Source organism: Halocalculus aciditolerans (genome assembly GCF_014647475.1).
Lineage (GTDB): Archaea > Halobacteriota > Halobacteria > Halobacteriales > Halobacteriaceae > Halocalculus > Halocalculus aciditolerans.
In genome coordinates, this window is sequence record NZ_BMPG01000001.1 from 856,405 (window position 1) to 876,101 (window position 19,697).

At 69.3% G+C, this 19,697-nt stretch carries 25 protein-coding genes; 16 read left to right on the forward strand and 9 right to left on the reverse strand.

Annotated elements, in window-relative coordinates:
* Positions 1-62: 62 nt before the first annotated feature.
* Both IEY26_RS04365 and IEY26_RS04370 read left to right on the forward strand, forming a co-directional pair.
* On the forward strand, positions 63-650 hold the full coding sequence (locus tag IEY26_RS04365) for a DUF7504 family protein (protein ID WP_188976204.1): 588 nt from the start codon (positions 63-65) through the stop codon (positions 648-650).
* A gap of 44 nt (positions 651-694) precedes the next feature.
* Entirely contained in the window at positions 695-1,636 is a 942-nt protein-coding gene (locus IEY26_RS04370; RefSeq protein ID WP_188976205.1) for a biotin--[acetyl-CoA-carboxylase] ligase, read from the forward strand.
* Between the two features lie 70 nt (positions 1,637-1,706).
* Here the strand turns inward: IEY26_RS04370 and IEY26_RS04375 are convergent, their stop codons facing one another.
* Both IEY26_RS04375 and IEY26_RS04380 read right to left on the reverse strand, forming a co-directional pair.
* Positions 1,707-2,741 (reverse strand): amidohydrolase family protein, encoded by a 1,035-nt coding sequence (locus IEY26_RS04375; protein WP_188976207.1) that lies wholly within the window; start codon positions 2,739-2,741, stop codon positions 1,707-1,709.
* A gap of 353 nt (positions 2,742-3,094) precedes the next feature.
* Positions 3,095-4,339 (reverse strand): HD domain-containing protein, encoded by a 1,245-nt coding sequence (locus IEY26_RS04380; protein ID WP_188976209.1) that lies wholly within the window; start codon positions 4,337-4,339, stop codon positions 3,095-3,097.
* Between the two features lie 82 nt (positions 4,340-4,421).
* Between IEY26_RS04380 and IEY26_RS04385 the strand changes: the two genes are divergently transcribed.
* From IEY26_RS04385 to IEY26_RS04420, 8 genes are all read left to right on the forward strand, one after another.
* On the forward strand, positions 4,422-5,159 hold the full coding sequence (locus IEY26_RS04385; protein WP_188976211.1) for a DUF7537 family lipoprotein: 738 nt from the start codon (positions 4,422-4,424) through the stop codon (positions 5,157-5,159).
* Positions 5,160-5,232: 73 nt separating this feature from the next.
* Positions 5,233-6,237 carry a 2-phospho-L-lactate transferase gene (cofD, locus tag IEY26_RS04390; protein ID WP_188976213.1) on the forward strand — a complete coding sequence of 335 codons (1,005 nt, stop codon included), beginning with the start codon at positions 5,233-5,235 and terminating at the stop codon, positions 6,235-6,237.
* Positions 6,234-6,977, forward strand: a complete 744-nt coding sequence (locus IEY26_RS04395; protein ID WP_188976215.1) for a tRNA-dihydrouridine synthase — start codon at positions 6,234-6,236, stop codon at positions 6,975-6,977. The genes cofD and IEY26_RS04395 overlap by 4 nt, the downstream gene beginning before the upstream one ends.
* Entirely contained in the window at positions 6,977-7,816 is an 840-nt protein-coding gene (locus tag IEY26_RS04400; RefSeq protein ID WP_188976217.1) for a triphosphoribosyl-dephospho-CoA synthase, read from the forward strand. The genes IEY26_RS04395 and IEY26_RS04400 overlap by 1 nt, the downstream gene beginning before the upstream one ends.
* The gene (locus IEY26_RS04405; RefSeq protein WP_188976219.1) at positions 7,813-8,481 is read left to right on the forward strand and encodes a DUF447 domain-containing protein; all 669 of its coding nucleotides are present in this window, start codon (positions 7,813-7,815) and stop codon (positions 8,479-8,481) included. Before IEY26_RS04400 ends, IEY26_RS04405 begins: the two co-directional genes overlap by 4 nt.
* Before the next feature lie 160 nt (positions 8,482-8,641).
* A complete protein-coding gene (locus tag IEY26_RS04410; protein ID WP_188976221.1) occupies positions 8,642-8,821 on the forward strand; it encodes a 30S ribosomal protein S17e in 180 nt (59 codons plus the stop codon).
* A 55-nt stretch (positions 8,822-8,876) separates the two neighbouring features.
* Positions 8,877-9,908 carry an aspartate-semialdehyde dehydrogenase gene (gene asd / locus IEY26_RS04415; RefSeq protein ID WP_188976223.1) on the forward strand — a complete coding sequence of 344 codons (1,032 nt, stop codon included), beginning with the start codon at positions 8,877-8,879 and terminating at the stop codon, positions 9,906-9,908.
* 112 nt (positions 9,909-10,020) lie between these two features.
* Positions 10,021-10,215, forward strand: a complete 195-nt coding sequence (locus IEY26_RS04420; protein ID WP_188976225.1) for a hypothetical protein — start codon at positions 10,021-10,023, stop codon at positions 10,213-10,215.
* On the opposite strand, the gene IEY26_RS04425 is transcribed toward IEY26_RS04420, so the two are convergent.
* The gene (locus tag IEY26_RS04425; protein ID WP_188976227.1) at positions 10,175-11,125 is read right to left on the reverse strand and encodes a D-2-hydroxyacid dehydrogenase; all 951 of its coding nucleotides are present in this window, start codon (positions 11,123-11,125) and stop codon (positions 10,175-10,177) included. The genes IEY26_RS04420 and IEY26_RS04425 overlap by 41 nt on opposite strands.
* A gap of 263 nt (positions 11,126-11,388) precedes the next feature.
* Between IEY26_RS04425 and IEY26_RS04430 the strand changes: the two genes are divergently transcribed.
* The 6 genes from IEY26_RS04430 (at position 11,389) to IEY26_RS04455 (ending at position 16,204) form a co-directional block, all read left to right on the forward strand.
* Positions 11,389-11,634 (forward strand): hypothetical protein, encoded by a 246-nt coding sequence (locus tag IEY26_RS04430; protein ID WP_188976229.1) that lies wholly within the window; start codon positions 11,389-11,391, stop codon positions 11,632-11,634.
* A 626-nt stretch (positions 11,635-12,260) separates the two neighbouring features.
* Positions 12,261-12,764, forward strand: coding sequence for a permease (locus tag IEY26_RS04435; protein WP_229773918.1), 504 nt, complete (start codon positions 12,261-12,263; stop codon positions 12,762-12,764).
* Complete coding sequence (locus tag IEY26_RS04440; protein ID WP_188976230.1) at positions 12,765-13,439, forward strand: hypothetical protein; 675 nt, start codon at positions 12,765-12,767, stop codon at positions 13,437-13,439.
* A 293-nt stretch (positions 13,440-13,732) separates the two neighbouring features.
* Positions 13,733-15,004 (forward strand): histidinol dehydrogenase, encoded by a 1,272-nt coding sequence (gene hisD, locus IEY26_RS04445; protein WP_188977110.1) that lies wholly within the window; start codon positions 13,733-13,735, stop codon positions 15,002-15,004.
* A gap of 310 nt (positions 15,005-15,314) precedes the next feature.
* Positions 15,315-15,680, forward strand: a complete 366-nt coding sequence (locus IEY26_RS04450) for a HesB/IscA family protein (protein WP_188976232.1) — start codon at positions 15,315-15,317, stop codon at positions 15,678-15,680.
* A gap of 128 nt (positions 15,681-15,808) precedes the next feature.
* Positions 15,809-16,204, forward strand: a complete 396-nt coding sequence (locus IEY26_RS04455; protein ID WP_188976234.1) for a hypothetical protein — start codon at positions 15,809-15,811, stop codon at positions 16,202-16,204.
* Positions 16,205-16,222: 18 nt separating this feature from the next.
* Here IEY26_RS04455 and IEY26_RS04460 read toward each other — a convergent pair whose 3' ends face one another.
* The 6 genes from IEY26_RS04460 to IEY26_RS04485 all read right to left on the reverse strand — a co-directional run bounded on the left by IEY26_RS04460 (position 16,223) and on the right by IEY26_RS04485 (position 19,676).
* Positions 16,223-16,411 carry a DUF5786 family protein gene (locus tag IEY26_RS04460; RefSeq protein ID WP_188976236.1) on the reverse strand — a complete coding sequence of 63 codons (189 nt, stop codon included), beginning with the start codon at positions 16,409-16,411 and terminating at the stop codon, positions 16,223-16,225.
* 180 nt (positions 16,412-16,591) lie between these two features.
* Positions 16,592-16,789, reverse strand: a complete 198-nt coding sequence (locus IEY26_RS04465) for a dodecin (RefSeq protein WP_188976238.1) — start codon at positions 16,787-16,789, stop codon at positions 16,592-16,594.
* Positions 16,790-16,820: 31 nt separating this feature from the next.
* Positions 16,821-17,459, reverse strand: coding sequence for a hypothetical protein (locus tag IEY26_RS04470; RefSeq protein ID WP_188976240.1), 639 nt, complete (start codon positions 17,457-17,459; stop codon positions 16,821-16,823).
* A complete protein-coding gene (locus IEY26_RS04475; protein WP_326838274.1) occupies positions 17,459-18,085 on the reverse strand; it encodes a hypothetical protein in 627 nt (208 codons plus the stop codon). Before IEY26_RS04475 ends, IEY26_RS04470 begins: the two co-directional genes overlap by 1 nt.
* A gap of 25 nt (positions 18,086-18,110) precedes the next feature.
* On the reverse strand, positions 18,111-19,052 hold the full coding sequence (locus IEY26_RS04480) for a metal-dependent hydrolase (protein WP_188976242.1): 942 nt from the start codon (positions 19,050-19,052) through the stop codon (positions 18,111-18,113).
* Between the two features lie 102 nt (positions 19,053-19,154).
* Positions 19,155-19,676, reverse strand: a complete 522-nt coding sequence (locus tag IEY26_RS04485) for a mechanosensitive ion channel domain-containing protein (protein WP_188976244.1) — start codon at positions 19,674-19,676, stop codon at positions 19,155-19,157.
* Between the last annotated feature and the right edge of the window lie 21 nt (positions 19,677-19,697).

Below are 19,697 nucleotides of genomic sequence, written 5' to 3' on the forward strand. Positions count from 1 at the left end.
TTTTCCGACGCGACCGCCGAGTTGTCATTGGCTAACACGGATCCGCTGGGGGGCGGGGGAAGATGGTCACACGAGAACACGCACCCGACTTCACGTCACGGCTCGCATCGCTCAAACAGCGCGGCTGCTCGCTTCTCGTCACGGGAGACGTCCCGGACGAAGGCCGCATGCTCGCCACGAGGCGGCTTCTCGGCGCGCCAGAGGAGCCGCGCCGCCGAGTCCTCGTGCTGAACGACGAACACCCCGGACACTACCTGCCGAGCGGTGTGAGCGCCGACGACGACACGGTCCGCGTGCTCAGACCCGACGCCGGCGACCCGACGAGTCTCCGAGACGCAGTCGCCGACGCCGTCGACGACCTCGAACCCGACCGCGGCTACCACCCGAGCGAACTCCGCGTCGGCGTCCCGTGCTTCGGCGAGTTCCACGCCACCGACGCGTACGCCGACATCCGAGAGACCCTCGACCACCTCGCCGAGGTGTTCCTCGAAACGAAAGGAATGGGTCACTGCACGCTCGACGCGCCGAGCGACGACCACCTCGTCACCGACATCGCGGACGGCTTCGACGCGCAGGTCGAACTCCGCGCGACCCACCGCATCGAGCAGCGCTGGCACCTCGACGAGGCGAGCGGCTGGTTCGAACTCTGAGCGAGACGTCTACGCTTTTCTCCGTCCGGCCCCGAGAGCCGGGTATGCACGAGACGCGCCGGGCCGTCCTCGAACGCGTCGCCGACGGCCCCGTCACCGGGCCGACGCTCGCCGACGCCCTCGGAGTCTCCCGAGCCGCAGTCTGGAAGCACGTCGAAGCCCTCCGCGCGGACGGCTTCCGCATCGACTCGACCGACGACGGCTACGTCCTCGAAGCCGCCCCGGAGTTCGGCGGCGCGGCCGTCGAACTCGGCCTCGACGCGCCCTTCGACCTCGAATACCACGACAGCGTCGCGTCCACGAACGACCGAGCGCGAGAACTCGCCGCCGCCGGCCGCGACGACGTCGTCGTGCTCGCCGACGAACAGACCGGCGGCCGCGGCCGCCGCGGCCGCGCCTGGGCCAGCCCGTCCGGCGGCATCTGGCTGAGCCTCGTCCTCCGCCCGGACTGGCCGCCCGCTCGCGTCCCGCTCCTCACGCTCGCCGCCGCCGTCGCTGTCACCGACGCCGCCCGAGCCCGCGGCGTCGACGCCGCCATCAAGTGGCCGAACGACGTCCTCGTCCCCGACTCGTCTACCGCTCGCGGCGGCCGGAAGCTCACCGGCATCCTCACCGAGATGGAGGGCGAGGCCGGCCGCGTGTCCTGGGTCGTCCTCGGCGTCGGCGTCAACGCGAACCTCGACCCCGACGAACTCGGCGAGGACGCGACGAGCCTCCGCGCCGAACGCGGCGACGTCGACCGCGCCGCCTTCACGCGCGACGTCCTCGAACGCTTCCACGGCCTCCGCGCGGCCCCCGACGACATTCTCGACGCGTGGCGCGACCGCAGCGCCACCCTCGGCCAGCGCGTCCGCGTCCGCACCGCACAGGGACCCGTCGAAGGCGACGCCGTCGACGTCACGGACGTCGGCGCGCTCGTCGTCGACACCGACGGAGGAGAAGAAGTCGTCCACGCCGGCGACTGCGAGCACCTCCGGCCGGCCTAAGCCGCGCTGTCGTCCCTACTGGCCGACTGCTGTTTGGCTACCGTTCGGCTGTCGTTCGATTCCTGACCGGCTACTGGTCGACGCTCGCTGCGTGAACGTCCGTGACGTCGCTCGCGCCGGCGCGCCGGACGACCGCGCGGACGGCGTCCCGGTAGCCGGCGAGGTTGTCCGTGTCGCCGTCGAGCACGAGGAGGTCGGCGGGCCGGCCTTCCTCGACGACGCCTCTGTCCGCGCCGATAATCTCCGCGCCCGCGCGCGTCGCCATGTGGAGGACGTCGACGGCGTCCACGCCGCAGACTTTCGCCGTGAACTCCATCTCCCGGAACATGCTCGGGGAGTTGAGCATGACGTTGTCCGTCCCGAGCGCGACCGTCGTCGTCTCCAGGAGGGCGTTCACGTCCGGCGTTCCGACGTTCGTGACGAGGTTCGAGCGCGGGCAGACCGCCACGGGGATGTCGGCGTCCGCCAGCCGCTCTAAGTGGATGGTGTCGGCGTGCACCATGTGCACGAGCATGTCGGGGTCTAAGTCCATCGCGGGGTTGATGTCCGAGTCGTCGCGCTCGCCCGCGTGAATCCCGAAGAACTTCTCCTGCTCTCGCGTCGCGTTCCGCACGCGGGTGAAGTCGCCGTCGTTCGGCCCGCTCGCCCCGAACCCGTCCGCGATTTCGAGCACGGCTTCGTCCTCGCGGCCGAGCACGAACGGGTCGACGCCCGTCCCGTCGGCGGCCTCCCGGATGTTCTCCACGCCTTCGACGCCGCCCTCGCGGAACTCGATGGTCGACACCGTCCCCGTCTCGGCCATGAACTGGAGGCTGCGCCGCATCGCCGCGACCTTCTCCTCGCTCGACGCCCGCCGGAGCAGGCGGTGTTTCAGGCCGTCCGGCGGCGCGACGAGCTCGTCGAGCTCCATCCCCCGACCGGCCTCTTTGGCGATGGAGTCGCCGATGTGCGTGTGCGCGTTCGTGAACGCCGGCAGCACGATGTCGTCGCTCGCCACCGACTCCTCCTCGATACTCGCGATTTCGCCGTCGTCGACGACGACGCGGCCCTCGACGGCCTCGAACTCGGGGCCGACGAGAACCGTCCCTTCGAACGTTTCCTGCATACTCGCCGCTTCGACGCCCCGCCCTATGGGTCGTTCGCCTTCGGCATCCCTCGGGACTTCCACCGCGCCCGCGCGCCGGTCACGACTCCAAACGCGCGACAGCCCGCCGAATGATGGTCAATGCGGAAGCGGCAGTTGTACGGTGGCGGAGCAGTACGGTGGCGGAAGCGGAGCAGTGCGGTGGTGGAAGCGGAGCAGTGCGGTAGCGGAAGCGGAGCAGTGCGGTGGCGGAAGCGGTCGACGTACCGCGTGATGACGCGGGCCGCCGAAGGCGGCCCGTCTGCGTCTGCCAACGGCAAGGGTGGGAATCTGCAAGGGGTTTTCCGGGCGCTTTGCGCCCGGAAAAGGGCTTGCTAGAAGTCGCTCAGACTCGTGTATTGGCCGTGGGAGGCGTTTTCGGCGATGAGTGCGCCGTCGGTTTGGAGGCCGAGGACGCGTTCGGCGGCGCGGCCGACGGGTTCGGTGAGTTCGGTGGGGGTGTAGACGCCGAGTCGCCACTGTTCGCGTTGGGCCATCTGGAGGGCGCGGACGAGGGTGGATTGGTCGCCGAGGCGGCGGATGTCGCCGTTGACGAGGACGCGGGTGGTGGTTTCGCGCATGCCGGGGGCGGATTGGACGTCGATGATGACGTGGTCGGGGTCGACGTCGGCGTCGGCGGCGATGTCGTCTTCGAGGGCGCGGCGTTCGCCGTGGGTGGCGTCGAGGAGGCCGGCGTCGGGGTCGACGACGTCTTCGAAGACGTCGGCCATTTCGGCCCAGACGGCGCGTTTGTAGAGGTCGCGGTCGGCGAGGCGGTCGGCGAGGTCGCGGGAGGCGTCGTGGGCGCGGAGGGCGACTTGGAGTTCGGCGTCGTCCATGCGGCGGACGCGCTGGGGTTGGGCGTCGCCGGCGTCGACGAGGGCTTCGGTGGCGCGGCGGAGCATCGCCTTCGAGATGCGGGCGACGTGGTGGTTGTAGACGGTGGGGTTCATGAGGGCGCGGGCGACGAGGAGGGATTCGGCGGTCTGGACGTTTCCTTCACCTAGGACGAGTTCGCCGTCGATGAAGGCGAGTTCGCGGACGAGGCGTTCGTGGTCGATGGTACCGTAGGGGACGCCAGTGTGGTGGGCGTCGCGGACGAGGTAGTCCATGCGGTCGACGTCGAGTTCGCCGGCGACGAGCTGGGCGAGTTCGCCGTCGCCGCGCACCATGTCGGCGATGGTCGCGGGGTCGATGCCGTGGTCGTCGAGGACGCGGGCGACGGGGCCGGTGGCGACGAGGTCGTCGACGTCGTCGTGGTAGCGGCCGGTGTGGCGGTGGAGGAGGGATTCGACGTTGTGGCTGTAGGGGCCGTGGCCGATGTCGTGGAGGATGGCGGCGGCGCGGGTGCGTTCGGCGCGCGCGCCGTCGATGCCGAGGTGGTCGAGGGCTTCGCAGGCGAGGTGGTAGACGCCGAGGGAGTGTTCGAAGCGCGTGTGGTTCGCGGACGGGTAGACGTAGGAGACCGTCCCTAACTGTTTGATGCGGCGGAGGCGCTGGATGGGCGGCGTGTCGAGGAGGTCGGCGGCGACTCCGTCGACCGTGATGTGGTCGTGGACGGAGTCCTTGATAGTCGACATACCTCGTGGTTCGCCGTCACGATACAAAAACCGTCGCTCGCGGAACGCCGGCTATTTATCCGGCGCGGGCGACCGGTCGGGTATGCGTCTCCGCCAGTTCGGACCGGTCCTCCTCGTCGTGCTCGTCGTCCTCGCTGGGTGTAGCGGGAGCGGCGGGCAGCCCTATCAGACGCCGCTGAACAGCACGCAAGTCGAGCAGTCGCACACGCAGGCTCTGGAGGAGTCGGGGAGTTTCACGTACCGACTCACGACGAACACGTCGTTCGGTGACGAGCAGGCGTCGTCGAGCCTCTCCGGTGGCACGACCGTGAAAGTCGACACCGAGTCGGACGCGCTCGCGGTGAACACGACGACGGCGCTCGGGAATCTCTCGGTCTACCAGTTCGGGAACGGCACGGCGTTCCTCCGCCTCACCATGGGTGACCGCACGCAGTACGCGCGCGGCGACGACGGCCGGTACAACGCCTCGCAGTTCACGCACCTCGGCCTCGGGAACCTCACCGAGTCGGTGAACTTCACGCACAACGGCACGGCGACCGTCGAGGGCGACACCGTCCACGAGTACGTCGCGCACGAGAACCAGACGCTCTCCGCGCTCGCCGGCACGAACACCACGATGGGCGGGAGTGACGCGAACGTCACGTCGACGCTCCGCGTCTACGTCCGCTCGGACGGCCTCGTGAAGAAGTACCGCTACCACGTCGCCTACGAGGGCGTCGGAACGATGGACGTCACCGGCCGCTACACGGACCTCGGGTCCACGGACGTCTCTCCGCCGCCGTGGCTCGACGACGCGAGGGCGAACACGACCGCCTCGTAGAGCGCCGTCCGCGGTATCGCGCTTTTTCCCCGACGACGCAAGCGGTTAATGCCTCCCAGTGTTCTCTCCGGATATGACGACGTTTCTCGCTGGCGGCACCGGGACGCCGAAGTTGCTCGCGGGCGCGGGCGACGTCTTCGACCCGGCGGACACCACTGTCGTCTGTAACACGGGCGACGACGTGGAGTTCGGCGGGCTGTTCGTCTCCCCCGACATCGACACGGTGCTCTTCGACGGCGGCGGCGTCCTCGACCGCGAGTTCTGGTGGGGTATCGAGGGCGACACGACGACGACGCACGACGAACTGGAGCGGCTCGCCGACGCCGCCGGCATTCCCGAGGGCCCGCGGTATCTCGACGCCGACGCGCAGACGAGCGGACGCGACATCTCGCGCTGGCGGCGGTTCTCGGGCGCGCGCGAGTTCATGACGTTCGGCGACGAGGACCGAGCGGTTCACGTTCTGCGGACGAGCCTGCTCGACGAAGGGGAATCGCTCACCGAAGTGACGCGGACGCTCGCCGACGCCTTCGACGTGCCCTACGACGTCGTGCCGATGAGCGACGACCCGGTGGCGACGCTGATCCACGTGGAGGAACGAGCGGACCCGATGCACTTTCAGGAGTACTGGGTCGGCGAGCGCGCGGCCCCGACAGTCGCCGACGTGGAGTTCCGCGGCGCGGACGCGGCGACGGCGGCGACGGCGGCCGTCGACGCGATTCGCGAGGGCCCGGTGGTCGTCGGCCCGTCGAATCCGGTGACGAGCCTCGGGCCGATGCTCGCGCTCGACGCGCTCAGGGAGGCGCTCGACGAGACGCGGGTCGTGGCGGTGTCGCCGTTCGTCGAGGACGACGTGTTCTCCGGGCCCGCGGCCGACCTGATGGCGGGGACGGGGCGGGAGGCGAGCACGCGCGGCGTCGCCGACGCCTACGACTTCGCGGACGCCTTCGTCCTCGACGCGGCGGACGGGACCGACCTCGACCGCCCCGTCGTCCGCACGGACACGCGGATGGACGACGACGAGGACGCCGAACGGGTCGCGCGCGCCTGCCGCGACGCGCTCGCGGAGGTGGGCGCGTGAGCGGACGCGACCCCCCGGCGCTCGTGCTCGCGAGCCTCTCCGGGGAGGCGGACGCCGAGTGGGCGCGCGCCGCGAGCGAGTACGCCGACCGCGCCGTCCTGGGGGGGATTGCGCTCGACGACGCCACCCGCGAGGCGGCGCGGGAGATGGCGCGTGACAGAGAGCGGACGGAGTTCCTCCCCGACGACCCCGTCGCGTTCGTCGCCGACCAGCTCGACGCGCTCGCGGACGCACCCATCGAGACGGGGTTCAACGTCCGGGCGACGACGCTCGCCCCGCTCCGCGAGGCGGCGCGCGTCTGCGCCGAGCGAGACGCGTGGCTGGAGGTGAACGCGCACTGCCGGCAGGGCGAGATGTGCGCCGCTGGCGCGGGCGAATCGCTCCTCGCGCGGCCCGACGCGCTCTGCGAGCAGGTCGCCGCCGCGGCCGGCGAAGGCGCGACGGTCTCGGTGAAAGTCCGCGCGGAAGTCGACGGCGTCGACCTCCCCGCGCTCGCCGGCCGCCTCGACGCCGCCGGCGCGAGCGTCCTCCACGTCGACGCGATGGACTCCGAGGCGGTCGTCGAGGCGTGCCGCGACGCCTTCCCGGGCGTCCTCGTGGCGAACAACGGCGTTCGAGGCCGGGAGTCGGTCGACGAATACCTCGGGTACGGCGCGGACGCCGTCTCCGTCGGCCGGCCGAGCGACAACCCGCGCGTCCTCCGACGCGTCCGCGACGCGCTCGACGAGCGGGGCGAGTGATGCGGCGGAGCGCCGCCGCGAACGCCGAACTCGCGCTCCACCTCGAAGTCGCGAGCACGCCGAAACCCGGGAACGTCGACCGCCACCGCGACCTCGACGGCCTCCGGTTCGAGCATTTCCTCGCCGGCGGGGTCGGCGCGCGCCCCGGCCTCGAAGCCGCCGAATCCGGCGCGCCCGTCGGCGAGGCGTTCGAACGCGCCGTCGCGGGGATGAGCGAGCAGACCGGCGGGAACACGCAGTTCGGCTGCCTCCTCCTGCTCGTTCCGCTCGTCGCCGCCGCCCGCGGGGGGCGACCGCCGACCCGCGAGGCCGCCGCGCGCGTCACCGACGCGACGACCGTCGACGACGCCGCCGGCTTCTACCGCGCGTTCGAACACGTCGACGTCGCCGTCGCCGACCCGCCCGACGGCTGGGACGCCCTCGACGTCCGCCACGGGAGCGACGCGATTCCCGCGCTCCGCGAACGCGACCTCACCCTCGCCGACGTCATGGGGAACAGTGACGGCGACCTGAACGCCGCCGAGTGGCGCGAGGGGTTCCCGCGCGCGTTCCGCATCGCCGACGTCATTCAGCGGGGCGAAGGTCCGCTCCCGGACCGCGCCGCCCGCGCCTTCCTCGACCAACTGGCGCGCGAACCCGACACGCTCGTCGCCACACAGCACGACCGCGAGACCGCCGAACGCGTGCGCGAGCGCGCCGACGAACTCCGCGGAGCGTCGGAAAAAGCCGTCGAGGAGTGGGCGGACGACCTCGTCGCGCGCGACGTCAATCCGGGAACGACGGCGGACCTCACCTGCGCCGGCATCTTCCTCGCCCTCGAACGCGGGGTGACCGTATGACCGCGTGGCCGGTCGTCCTCCGCGGCGTCACCGAAACCGTCGTCACGACGCGCGGTCCGAACGGCCGGTGGAACGTCGCGGCGCTGGGAGTCCACGCGCCGCCACGGAGCGGCGGTGCGGAGGAAGGGAACGGGAGGGAAGGACCCGCGGGCCGTGCGTCGGCGAATACCGACGCAAACGGAGCGAGCGACGGAGTCGAGAGCCGCGCGTCGGCGCGAACGTGGGGGCGGACGCGGACGCGGGGGAACTTCCACCGGGAAGGCGAAGGCTACGTGCAGTTCACGCCGGACCCGGTTGTGTTCGTGCGGGCGGCGTGTTCGGTGCACGAAGTCGACGACCCGATACTGCCGTCGGCGGACGCGTGGGCGCGTGTCGACGTCGAGTCGCTGGAGGCGGGCGTCGACGGCGGGACGGAGTGGGAGGAGTGGGCGGTGACGCCCGTGGAGAGCCGGGTCGTGGCGGAGCGGCCGTTCACGGCGAACCGCGGGTATTACGCCGTGGTGGAGGCGACGGTGGCGGCGTCGCGGCTGGACGTGCCGGGCTACGAGACGGACGCGCTCCGCGAGCGCCTCGACTACTTCGCGGGCGTCTGCGAGACATGCGGCGGGGAGCGAGAGCGCGAGGCGTTCGCGCTCCTCGACGAACTCACCGGCTGGCGCGAGTAGCAATCGGTCTCGGCTTCGGCGCGGGCTCTCGGCGCGTTTACGACCACGACCACGCCCGTGCGTATCTCCCGCATACGCGTGGGTCGCGTGCGGGGCGTTTGCGGCCGGCGGCGGGAGGACATTCAGAACGTTTTAACGCGCGGCGATAGATAGCGGAAGTATGGCCATCAAGCCCGACTACGTCAAGAAGACGGGGAACATCCTGATGGAGCGCTACCCGGACGCGTTCAGCACGGAGGACTTCGATCACAACAAGGAAGCCGTCGAGCAGCTCACGAACATCGAGTCGAAGCCGGTCCGCAACCGCATCGCGGGCTACATCACGCACAAACGCAACTAAGCCATATTTTCCAGCACCCGAAGTGCTTTGTCCGTCCCGCCGATAGGGGACGCGTATGACTCGCGTAGGTGTACTCGGAGCCACTGGTGCCGTCGGCCAGCGCTTCATTCAACTCCTCTCTAGCCACGACGACTTCGAAATCGCCGCGCTCACCGCCTCCAGTGACTCCGCCGGGAAACCCTACAAGGAGGCCGCGAAGTGGCGCGTCGACACGCCCATCCCGGATTCGGTCGCCGACGTCGACGTCCTCGAAACGACGCCCGAGGCGGTTCCGAACGACGTCGACCTCCTCTTCTCCTCGCTCCCCTCCAGCGTCGCCGAGCGCGTCGAGCACGGCTTCTGCGAGGCCGGCTACGTCGTCTCCTCAAACTCCTCGAACGAGCGGAACGCCGCCGACGTCCCCCTCGTCATCCCCGAGGTGAACGCCGACCACCTCGACCTCATCGAGGTCCAGCGCGACGAGCGCGGGTGGGACGGCGCGCTCGTGAAGAACCCGAACTGCTCGACCATCACGATGGTCCCGACGCTCGCGGCGCTCGACCGCTTCGGCCTCGACCGCGTCCACGTGTCCACGCTTCAGGCCGTCTCCGGCGCGGGCTACTCCGGCGTCTCCTCGATGGAGATCCTCGACAACGTCATCCCGCACATCGGCGGCGAGGAGGAGAAGATGGAGACCGAGAGTCGCAAACTCCTCGGCGAGTTCACGGGGAGCGAAATCGACTGGCACGACGTCGACGTTTCCGCGTCCTGTAACCGCGTGCCGACGCTCGACGGCCACCTGGAGAACGTCTGGGCGGAGCTCGACGACGACCCGACGGTCGAGGACGTCTTCGCCGCCTTCGAGGACTACGCCGGTCAAGACCTCCCGAGCGCGCCCAGCCCGCTCATCGAGACGTTCGAGGAGCCCGACCGCCCGCAGCCCCGCCTCGACCGCTTCCTCGGCGACGGCATGGCGGTCGCCGCCGGCGGCGTCCAGCAGACCCCGGACGGCGTGCAGTACAACTGCCTCGCGCACAACACGATTCGCGGCGCGGCCGGCGCGTCCGTCCTCAACGGCGAACTCCTCGAACGCGACGGCTGGCTCTAACGCCCGGCTTCGCCCGCCCGCCCGTCTGTCTATCCGCCCGTCTGTCCGTCCGCCTGTTCGTTCGTCCGTCTCGTCCCCCGATTTTTTAGTGCGCGGTGTCGTGGCGTCAGATATGGATTGGAAGCGCGTCGTGTTCGCCGGGAGTCTGCTGTGCGGGTTCGCGACGTGGCTGGTGCTCGCGCAGTACCTCATCGACGACGTCCTCGGTCTCGCCATCGCGCTCGCCGTCGCGCTCGCCGGCCCCCTCCTCTATCAGGTCTACGAGGTCATGGGACCCGGTTCCGGAAGTCGCGTGAGCCGGCTCTGAGCGTCTCGACGTTCTCCGCGACGATGTCGGCGAGGCGCTCCCAGTGCCGGGGCGTGTGTCCGGCGTTGTGCGGCGTGATGAGCACGTTCCCCATGTCCCAGAGCGCGTGGTCGCTCGGGAGCGGTTCGGGGTCGGCGACGTCGATGGCCGCGCCGCGGATGCCTTCTCGTTGAATCTCCGCAGTGAGCGCGTCCGTGTCGACGACGCCGCCGCGCGCGACGTTGACGAGGACGCTGTGCGGCTCCATCGTCGTCAACTCCGCCGCGCCGACGAGTCCCTCCGTGGTCTCCGTGAGCGGGCACGCGATGACTACGTAGTCGGAGCGGGCGAACGCGTCGTGCACCGCGTCCGCCTCGAAGCCGACGACCTCGTCCGTCGGCCCGCCCTTCTCCGGCGTGTACCGCACGCCGATAGTGTGGCAGTCGAAGCCGTCGAGGCGCTGCACGACCGCCTGGCCAATCGCGCCCAGACCGACGACGGTCACCGTCGCCTCGGTGAGTTCGTACCCCTGGAAGTGCCGCCACTCGCCGCGTTCTCTCCGGCGGATTCCCTCGTGGAGGTTCCGCGCGAACGTCAGACAGTAGCCGAGGACTTGGTCGGCGATGGCGGGCGCGTGGATGCCGGCGGCGTTCGTCACGACGACGCCGCGCTCGTCGAGTTCGGCGAGCGGCAGGTGGCCGTAGCCGGCGTAGGCGCACGCGAAGAGTTCGAGCTCCTCGGCGGCGTCGAGCAGGTCGGTGTCGATGCCGGTGCCGACGACGACGGGCGCGTCGGCGACGAGTTCGCGCTCCTCACGGGGCGTCGCGGCGAACGCGACGTCGGCGTCCGGGAGTCGGCTCCGAATTTCCGCGGCGAGGTCGCGGGCGGTCAGCCCGTGCGTGTCCGCACGGAGCACCACAACATCGGTCATACCGGGTCGTCGCACCGGAACCGACCTAAACGTTCTCGTCACCGCGCCCGCTTGCCGCCGGCCCGCCGCAGACGCCCCACAGACCGCCACCAGCCCGCCGTCGACGCTACATCGACCTGCGTCCGTGCGTCGCTCGCCTCCCGCCGCCCGGAGCGCGCGACGGTCGCGGCGTTCTGCGCCGCGTTCTCTCCGGGTGAACGCCGCCGTCAGCCCTCCTCGCCGGTAAGCCAAGGGTTTTTGCCGCACATCGAATAGGGACGAACATGAGCGACGCTCCCGACCTCTCCTGCCACGCGAAACTGGCGCGCGTGGTGCTCGACAACCGCGGCCCGCTCTCTCCCGCGGAAGTCGCGACCGAGGCGCGAATCACCGAAGCCGACGCAGAGGACGCCCTCACGGAACTCGAAACCGCCGGCCTCGTCGACTGCGTCTGCGGCGTCTGCGCCACCAAAGAGGTCGTCTACGAACTCCGCACCGAATCCGAACCCGAGCCCGCCGGACAGGCGTAGCGCAGCCCTCATACGCCCCGCCCGCATACGTTCTCTCGCGTCCCACAAGTCCCCGCCCGAGCCTACCCGCTCCGGGCGCGATGACGAGCGGAGAACCCAGGGACGCGACATCCGGCCCACACGGGCCCGCCTGGTACACGCACGTACTCGCCCGCCACGAGGGTTTCCCGGCCGACACGGCACGCCGCCCAGGGATGACGCCGGTCGTTAGTGTCGCGGGCGCACATTTCAATATACTGCTAGATGCGTCCATAAATAATATCTAGTGCTCCAGTTACGGTCTACCCTTGAGAGCGACGTCGTGACTGCGCCTCCTACCGCGTTGTGGACACAGTCAACGCTGACGAGCCTGGAACGGGGGCTGCCGGGGTATCGACATCTGCCGGCTTTGGATCGTCGCGCTGGCTACAGAGCGCGTACCACACATTGACCCCATCATCAGTTTAAAAATATCGGTGTCTGATATTTCGAACCTAACACACCAAACTTGAAACTACCATTCATGCGTTATCTCTTAAGCACAAGAGCATTGAACGGGGTGGTTGTATTATTTACTGGGATGATCGGCGAGAACGCGGAGCGCGATTGGTGCCCGCCGACACCTAACCAGAGGTGGTCACGAGGTGGTGACTGAGACCGTCGTTGAGGGCTTGCGCCTCGCTGGGGAGGTGTTCTGGGAAACCCGGTGGGCGCTCGTGGGGTTCACGGTCGCTGGTGCCGTCGAGGCGTTCGTCAGTGAGGAAAGGACGTCCGCCGTTCTCGGTGGGAACGGCCGGCGTGAACTCGGTCTCGGGACGGTCTTCGGGGCGGCGTCCTCGCGGTGTTCGCTTGGCGCGGTTGCGGCGACCGAGTCGCCGTTCGAGAGAGGTGCATCACCTGTTGCGAGCGGCCGCCTCTCAGTTCGCCTCGACGAACCTCGTGATCGAACTGGGCCGTGTCATGTGGGTCTCGTCCCGCCGCAGGGCGAAGCCGGTGGAACCGCGCCGTCCGGCTATACGCTGTACCTCAACGCCGTGTTCACACTGCTTCTCCCCGGTCAGGTCTACGTCGGTCACTGGGCGACACAGAGCGGTGAGGAACCCGCTGAACACGAGATGGGGATGACGCACGAGCTACACGAGGGGAGTTGAATGCAAGATAGCACTCCCGCGCCCGTCGAAAGCGGTCGCAGTGAACGGGTTCTGCCAGACTCGCTCGCGCGATATACAGACGCCGCACTGTACGGACTCGTCGCCGGGGCGGCGCTGTGTCTGTTTGCCCTGTTTACGAACCCGGTTCCAGACCCATCGTTCCCGTGGGCGACGTTGCCGGCGTCGCTGCGACTACCGTTCAGACAGCCGCGCATCGAGCACTGGCCAGTCACCTACACGGCTGGGATCTGGCTGTGGATCGTCGGCTTCCCCGGACTCTTTCTGAAGGGGTATGAGCGATACAGCGCGGCTCGTCGCATCTCACCGATGGCGTGGCTCGTTGGCCTCCCGACCGGAGCGATGTTCGCGTGGACGACCTACTGTCGGTTCTTCTGGCCGAAACTACATCCGCCGACGTGGAACGCACCGTCGTACACGTTCGTCTGCTGGCTCTACTGCTCGTCGTACCACCCGATCTGGAGCGATCTCGCGTACGCAGTTGCGACCCTTGGTGCCCTCAGCATCTTGCTCGATACTCGGTATCGGTGGGCCACGAAATACGCGATCACGGTGTTTGGCGTGCTTTCGCTCCCCCTCGGACTTCCCGCCCTCTACGAAGCACATCGCCGCGATACGAATCAGGCGACCGAGTCAGGGGAGGTGGCCCGGGAATGACCCGATAATCACCCGCAACGACCGCGGTCGAGCAGGTTCGAGCTACTCTCACGCGGCGGGACGTCGTCGTCGTGGGTGGCTGCTCGCGACAGCCATCGAACGCTGTGACGACTTCCGCTTTGTCCGGCCAACGACGCTCTCGTGTAGCCACACGTTCGATTTGCACGAAACCATCGCAGTGTTCTCACGAGAGGGTGAATCGTGTCGCGGGCGTACATTCTACTCGGTGCGCGACGCGAGTCGTGAAAGTCCGAACGGTTTTCCGGCCCGACGGCCTCCGTCTAGGTATGAGTCTGGAACCCGAAGCCCTCGCCGACCTCGGTCCGGGGCGGCGGCGGGCGTTCTTCGAGCGGGACGCGGGCATCGACGCCGTACGCGGCGACGTCGCGGACATCGTTTCTCGTGTCCGCACGGAGGGCGACGCGGCGCTCCGCGAGTTCGCGAGCGAGTTCGACGGCGTCGAAGTCGGGAACGTCGACGTGACGGACGACGCCGAGCGCGCCTACGAGGACCTCGGCGACGAACACCGCGAGGCCATCGAGGCGGCCATCGAGAACGTCCGCGCGTTCCACGAAGCCCAGCTCCCCGGGGACTGGACGGAGGACTTCGACGGACGGGAGCTCGGTCGGAGATTCCGCCCCATCGACCGCGTCGGCGCGTACGTTCCCGGCGGGTCCGCCGCGTACCCGTCGAGCGCCATCATGACCGTCGTGCCGGCGAAGGTCGCTGGCGTGGAGGAGGTCGCGGTCGTCACGCCGCCCGCCGAGGAGATGAACCCCGTCACGCTGGCCGCCATCCACGCGGCCGGCGCGGACGTCGTCTACGCCGCGGGCGGCGCGCAGGCCGTCGGCGCGCTCGCCTACGGAACGGAGACGGTGGATAGGGTACAGAAAATCGTCGGCCCCGGGAACAAGTGGGTGACCGCGGCGAAAGCCGAAGTCCGCGGCAACGTCGAAATCGACTTCCTCGCCGGCCCGAGCGAGGTCTGCGTGCTCGCCGACGAGACCGCCGACCCCGCCGCCGTCGCCAGCGACCTGCTCGCGCAGGCCGAACACGACCCGAACGCGAGCGTCGTCTGCGTGACTGACTCCCAGGCGCTCGCCGACGCCGTCTGCGTCGAAGTCGCCGAACGCCTCCCCGAACGCGAACGCGACGACGTCATCAAAGAGGCCCTCCAGGGCGAGCAGTCCGGCGTCCTCGTCGCCCGCTCCATGCCCGAAGCCGTCCTCTTCGCCGAGGAGTACGCCGCCGAACACCTCTCCATCCAGGCCGACGGGGATGCGGAACTCCTCGACCGCATCACCAACGCCGGCAGCGTCTTCCTCGGTCCTTTCACTCCCGTCGCCGCCGGCGACTACGCCACCGGCACGAACCACGTCCTCCCCACCAACGCCACCGCGAAAGTGCAGGGCGGCCTCTCCGTCGACACCTTCCTCCGCGCGACGACTGTCCAGCGCCTCGACGAGGACGCCCTCGCCGACCTCCGCGAAACGGTCACGACGCTCGCGGACGCCGAAGGACTCGAAGCCCACAGCGCGAGCATCGACGCCCGGTTTGAGGAGTAACGCGGTTCGGACGGAGCGACCGGAGGGAGCGGAGGAGAACCGCGGGAACGCGAGCGGCGTCAGCCGTGAGCGCCGCAGGCGGCCGAACGAGCACGGCCGGAACGCGTTCCCCCCTGCTCGCACTCGCTATCACTCACGAGACCCACGAGAACGCGAGCGTTCGCCGGCGCGTCGACGCCGTCGCCTTCACGCGCCCGCAAGCCGGCGGACGCGGTGCCGACCGCTCCGACCCCACGTTTTACCGTCCGGTAAACCGGCAATCACCTGAACCAGCGCCACCGTTATGCCGCTGGACGGACAACCAACGCGTATGAGTACGAGCGCCGAGAACGGCGGGGAGAACGGAAGTCTCGTCATCACGGAGGAGGCGGCCGAGCAAGCGCTCGGCCTCCTCCGCGGTGAGGATATGGATACGGACGTCGCGGGGCTGCGGCTGTTCGTTCAGCAGGGCGGGTGTGCGGGGTTATCCTACGGGATGCGGTTCGACACGGAGCCGGAGGACGACGACCACATCTACGAGGGCCACGGGCTGCGAGTGTTCGTCGACCCGTCGAGCCACAAGTACATCTCGGGGAGCCGCCTCGACTTCGAGGGCGGCCTCCAGGGCGCGGGGTTCGACGTCGACAACCCGAACGTCGAGGCAGAGTGCGGGTGCGGTGAGTCCTTCCGGACGTAGCGACGCTCTCAGCCGCTCGCGTTCTCCCGGTCTTTTCGCTTCTCTCGACTTTCCGCCAGCGTCGCGTCCAGTCGGATTCACGTCGACCGGCGCAGGGGTTTATGCCCGGTGACGGTGGAGTGGGGGGTATGGTGACGTGGCAGCAGACCGTGGTGTTGTTCGTCGGCGTCGTCGTCGCGATGGCGGGCGTCGTGCTCTTCGTGGGCGTCGCGGACGCGGACTACAAGTTCGCCATCGACTCGACGGCGGACCACGCGCCGCCGGGGAACCTCCACTACGAGCAGTACGAGAACATGCGGCCGGAGAAGCAGGCGATATTCGACCGAGCGGTCTCGGGTGAGACGGTGCGCTTCGAGGACGACACACCGATGCCGGAGGTCGTCGTGAAGAACGGGACGTACTACACCGCGGAGCCCCCGCGGTACTTCGACTGGTCGAACCCGCGGACGTTCGGCCCAGTACTCGTCTTTCTCGCCGGCGCGGGGATCGCGCTCAAGCCCGTGCGAGACGATATGCGGCGGTAAAAGTGGGAGAGAAGCGCGTTACTCGTCGTCTTCGTCGTCCTTCATGTCCTGGAGGCGACCGATGAGCTCGTCCTGGGAAGCGTCGGTGTCGAAGCTCACCTCGCCCTCGTGGTCGTTCTCGTGAACGTTGAGGACGTCGTCCTCGTCGTACTCGCTGTCGGATTGCTGGTTCTCCTGCTCGGACTCGTCGTAGCTACCAAACCCCATGTCCGCCTCTACGCGAGGGGCACGGAAAGGGTGATTGGCTTGCAATCCGACAGTACGCTGAAAAAACGGGCGGCGGGCGGGCGAACCGAAGGTTCGCCGAACGCGCGAACGGCGAGCGCAGTGAGCCGCTCGCCTTCCCGTGATTCTCGCTCGCGCCTGCGGCGCTCGCTCCGAATCACGTTACTCGAGCCCGAACGCGACTTCGACTTCGGTCTGGTACTCGCGGTCTTCCTTGCCTTCGATGCCGACGCGCTGGTCGACGACTTCGACCCAGGAGACGTTGTCGAGGGTGTCTTCGGCGCGGTCGACGGCGTCGTCGACGGCGTCGTCGAAGCTCTCGGTGCTACGGCCGATCAGCGTGATCTTCTTGTACACCATAGGCGGGATGTCGCGGGGCGGCGTGGTAAAACTATCCACCGCCGCGGTCGAGTCGGTCGCTGATCGCGGTGGTGACGTCGGTGAGGTAGGCCCAGCCGCCGGCGGCGACGAGCGCCGCGCCCGCGGTGTCGAAGACGAGGTCGAGCATGGTGTCGCCGATGCCGTACTGGGTGAGGACGGTGTCGCTGCCGAGGAGGGAGGCCGCGCCGGAGACGCCGAACTCGATGACCTCCCAGAAGACGCCGAAGGCGAGGGTGACCATGAACAGGAAGGGGACCATGAAGCCGGTGGGGAGGTGGATGTCCTCGGTGTGTTCGTCGATGCCGCGGGCGACGGCGTAGCCGCCGGCGGCGACGACGCTGGAGGAGAGCGCGTGCGTGAGGTGGTCCCACCACCAGATGTTCTGGTAGGGGCCGAGCGTGCCGAGGGCGTGGAGGAAGACGGCGAGCGACACCCAGAGGGTGAGGGCGGCGTCCATCGGGACCTGGTAGTCGCGTTCGAGGACGGCGGGGAGGTAGGTGACGCCGAGGGCGATGGCGGCGTTGACGACGATGCCGAGGTTCCCGCGGTCGAAGCCGACGAAGATGAAGCCGACGAGGGAGAGCTGGAGGGCGCGGGTGAGCTGGCGCTGGCGACGTTGGCTCACGCCGAGGACGTCGCGGACGCGCATCAGTCGACCACCTCGATGCGGGTGGCGCTGTCGACGACGCGGCGGAAGTACCACTCGAAGACGACGCCGGCGACGAGGCCGACGCCGGTCGCGCCGACGAAGTCCCACATGAGTCGGTAGAGGGCGTCGCCCTCGGTCATCCCGCTCCCGGGCGGCGGGAGGACGTAGTAGGTACCGAGGAAGAGGTCGGCGAGCCACTGGCCGACGGCCCAGAGGCCGGCGGTGGCCATCGTCGCGATGACGGTGAAGGCGATGGCGAACCACGGCGTCATGCGGACGGGCGTGAAGACGTCGAGTTCGACGGCGACGAGGAGCGCGAGCGCGGCGATGGAGAGGGAGGTAGCGAGGTCGGTCGCCGGCCCCCACGTCGTGACCGTACGCGCGAGGACGGGGAGGGCGGCGAGGAGGACGACCTCCCACGGGAGCATGATTTCGGGGTCGCGGGCGACGACGGGCGGGACGAGGGCGACGCCGGCGACGACGAGCGTGAAGCCGGCCCAGACGAGGTCGCGCATCCAGAGGCTCTCGGCGAAGACGAGGAGAATGAAGGCGACGAGGAGCCACGCGAGCACCGCGTTCGAGCGTTTCGCCTCGATCAGACGACCGAGGCGGTCGGAGTCCATCATTACCAGTTCGTGACGGGGCGGGTACTTAGAGGTATTCGGAGACGAATCCGAGGTAGGTGGCGAGGTAGGCGACGCCGGCGAGGGTGACGGCGGCGAGGCCGGTGAGGGCGGCGGTCGGGGCGTCGGGGAGGCGGCGCGTGTAGTCGGGGGTGACGCCGACGACGCCGACGGCGAGGACGCTGAACACGAAGGGGTAGGAGAGGTCGAGCGTCGGCGGCGTGACGACGAAGGCGACGGCGGCGTACGCGATGCCGGCGGTGGCTTTCGGGGAGACGTAGTCGCGGGGGTCGCGGTCGAGGAGGTGGAGGGCGACGAGGACGCCGGCCCAGATGCAGGCGAGTTCGAAGCCGAAGGCGGCGAGGAGGTTGAGGGTCTCGTCGCCGAAGAGGTCGGGGCGCGCCGTGAGAATGTGGATCGGGAGGGGGTAGAGGAGGTCGGGCGGGTGGCCGGTGAGGTAGTCGCCGAAGGGGTGGGTGGCGAGGCCGGCGAACGCGGCGACCCCGACGTCGCGCGCGGAGAGGGCGGGGGTGACGTAGCGGTCGAGAGCGAGGAGAACGAGGCGGCCGGCGGCGGCGAACGCGGCCGTGACGAGGAGGGCGAGCGGGCCGCTCACGAGGAAGGCGACGCCGGCGACGCCGACGAGGACGGTCCAGCCGGCGGCGCGGAACGTCGTCTGTTCGTCGTGGAGGAGGGCGAACGCGAGCGCGGCGGGGGCGGCGAGCACGACGGAGTGCGTGATGGTGCGGTGGACCGCCGTGGACGCCGCCCAGAACGCCTCGGTCGCGCCGAACACGCCGCCCTGCGCGGAGAGGAGCCCGGAGAGGGCGTAGACCATGTCCGCGTCGGGGACCGCGGCGAACAGGCCGGCGGCGACGCCGAGCGCGAGCGCCCGCTCCTTCGAGACGCCGAGCCGAACGGCGGCGAGCGCGACGACGGCGAACGCGACGGTCTCGTGTCCGATGAACATCGTCCCCGAGTACGCGACGCGCGAATAAATGCTGCTAGCCCCAATCGTGCGAGTGACTCACGCGAGCTGCGCGCTGGCGCGCCAGCGCTCGAAGAGTGTGGGCTACTCGCTCTTCTTCGTCCACTTCTTCTCGACTTCGGCGTTCGCGCGGACGACGGTGTCCTCGCCGACGTCGAAGCGCGTCTTACGGAGTTCGATGGCTTCGACGACGCCGTCGGTGTCGCCGGCGACGACGTGGTCGCCGAGTTCGAAGTCGGGGTCGCGGATGAGGTAGATGCCGGCGACGACGTCGGCGAGCATCCCGGAGAGGGCGTAGGAGACGCCGAGCGCGAGGAAGCCGGACGCGGTGCCGAGGGAGGCCGCGATGTCGCCGAGGCCGACGACGGTGAGGAAGGTCAAGAGCGCGCCGAACCAGAGGAAGATGGCGACGACGAGCCGGACGAGGCGGACGTATATCTCCTCGTCGCCGAAGGCGCGCGCGGCGACGACGCCGGTGACCCACGTGACGACGCGGATGACGACGAAGGCGAGCGCGAGGAAGACGAGGCCGGTGAGGATGTCCGGGAGCGCGGTGACGATACCGTCGACGAACGAGCGTAGCGTTGTCGTGACGACGTTGGCCATACGCGGCGTTCGACCGGGCGG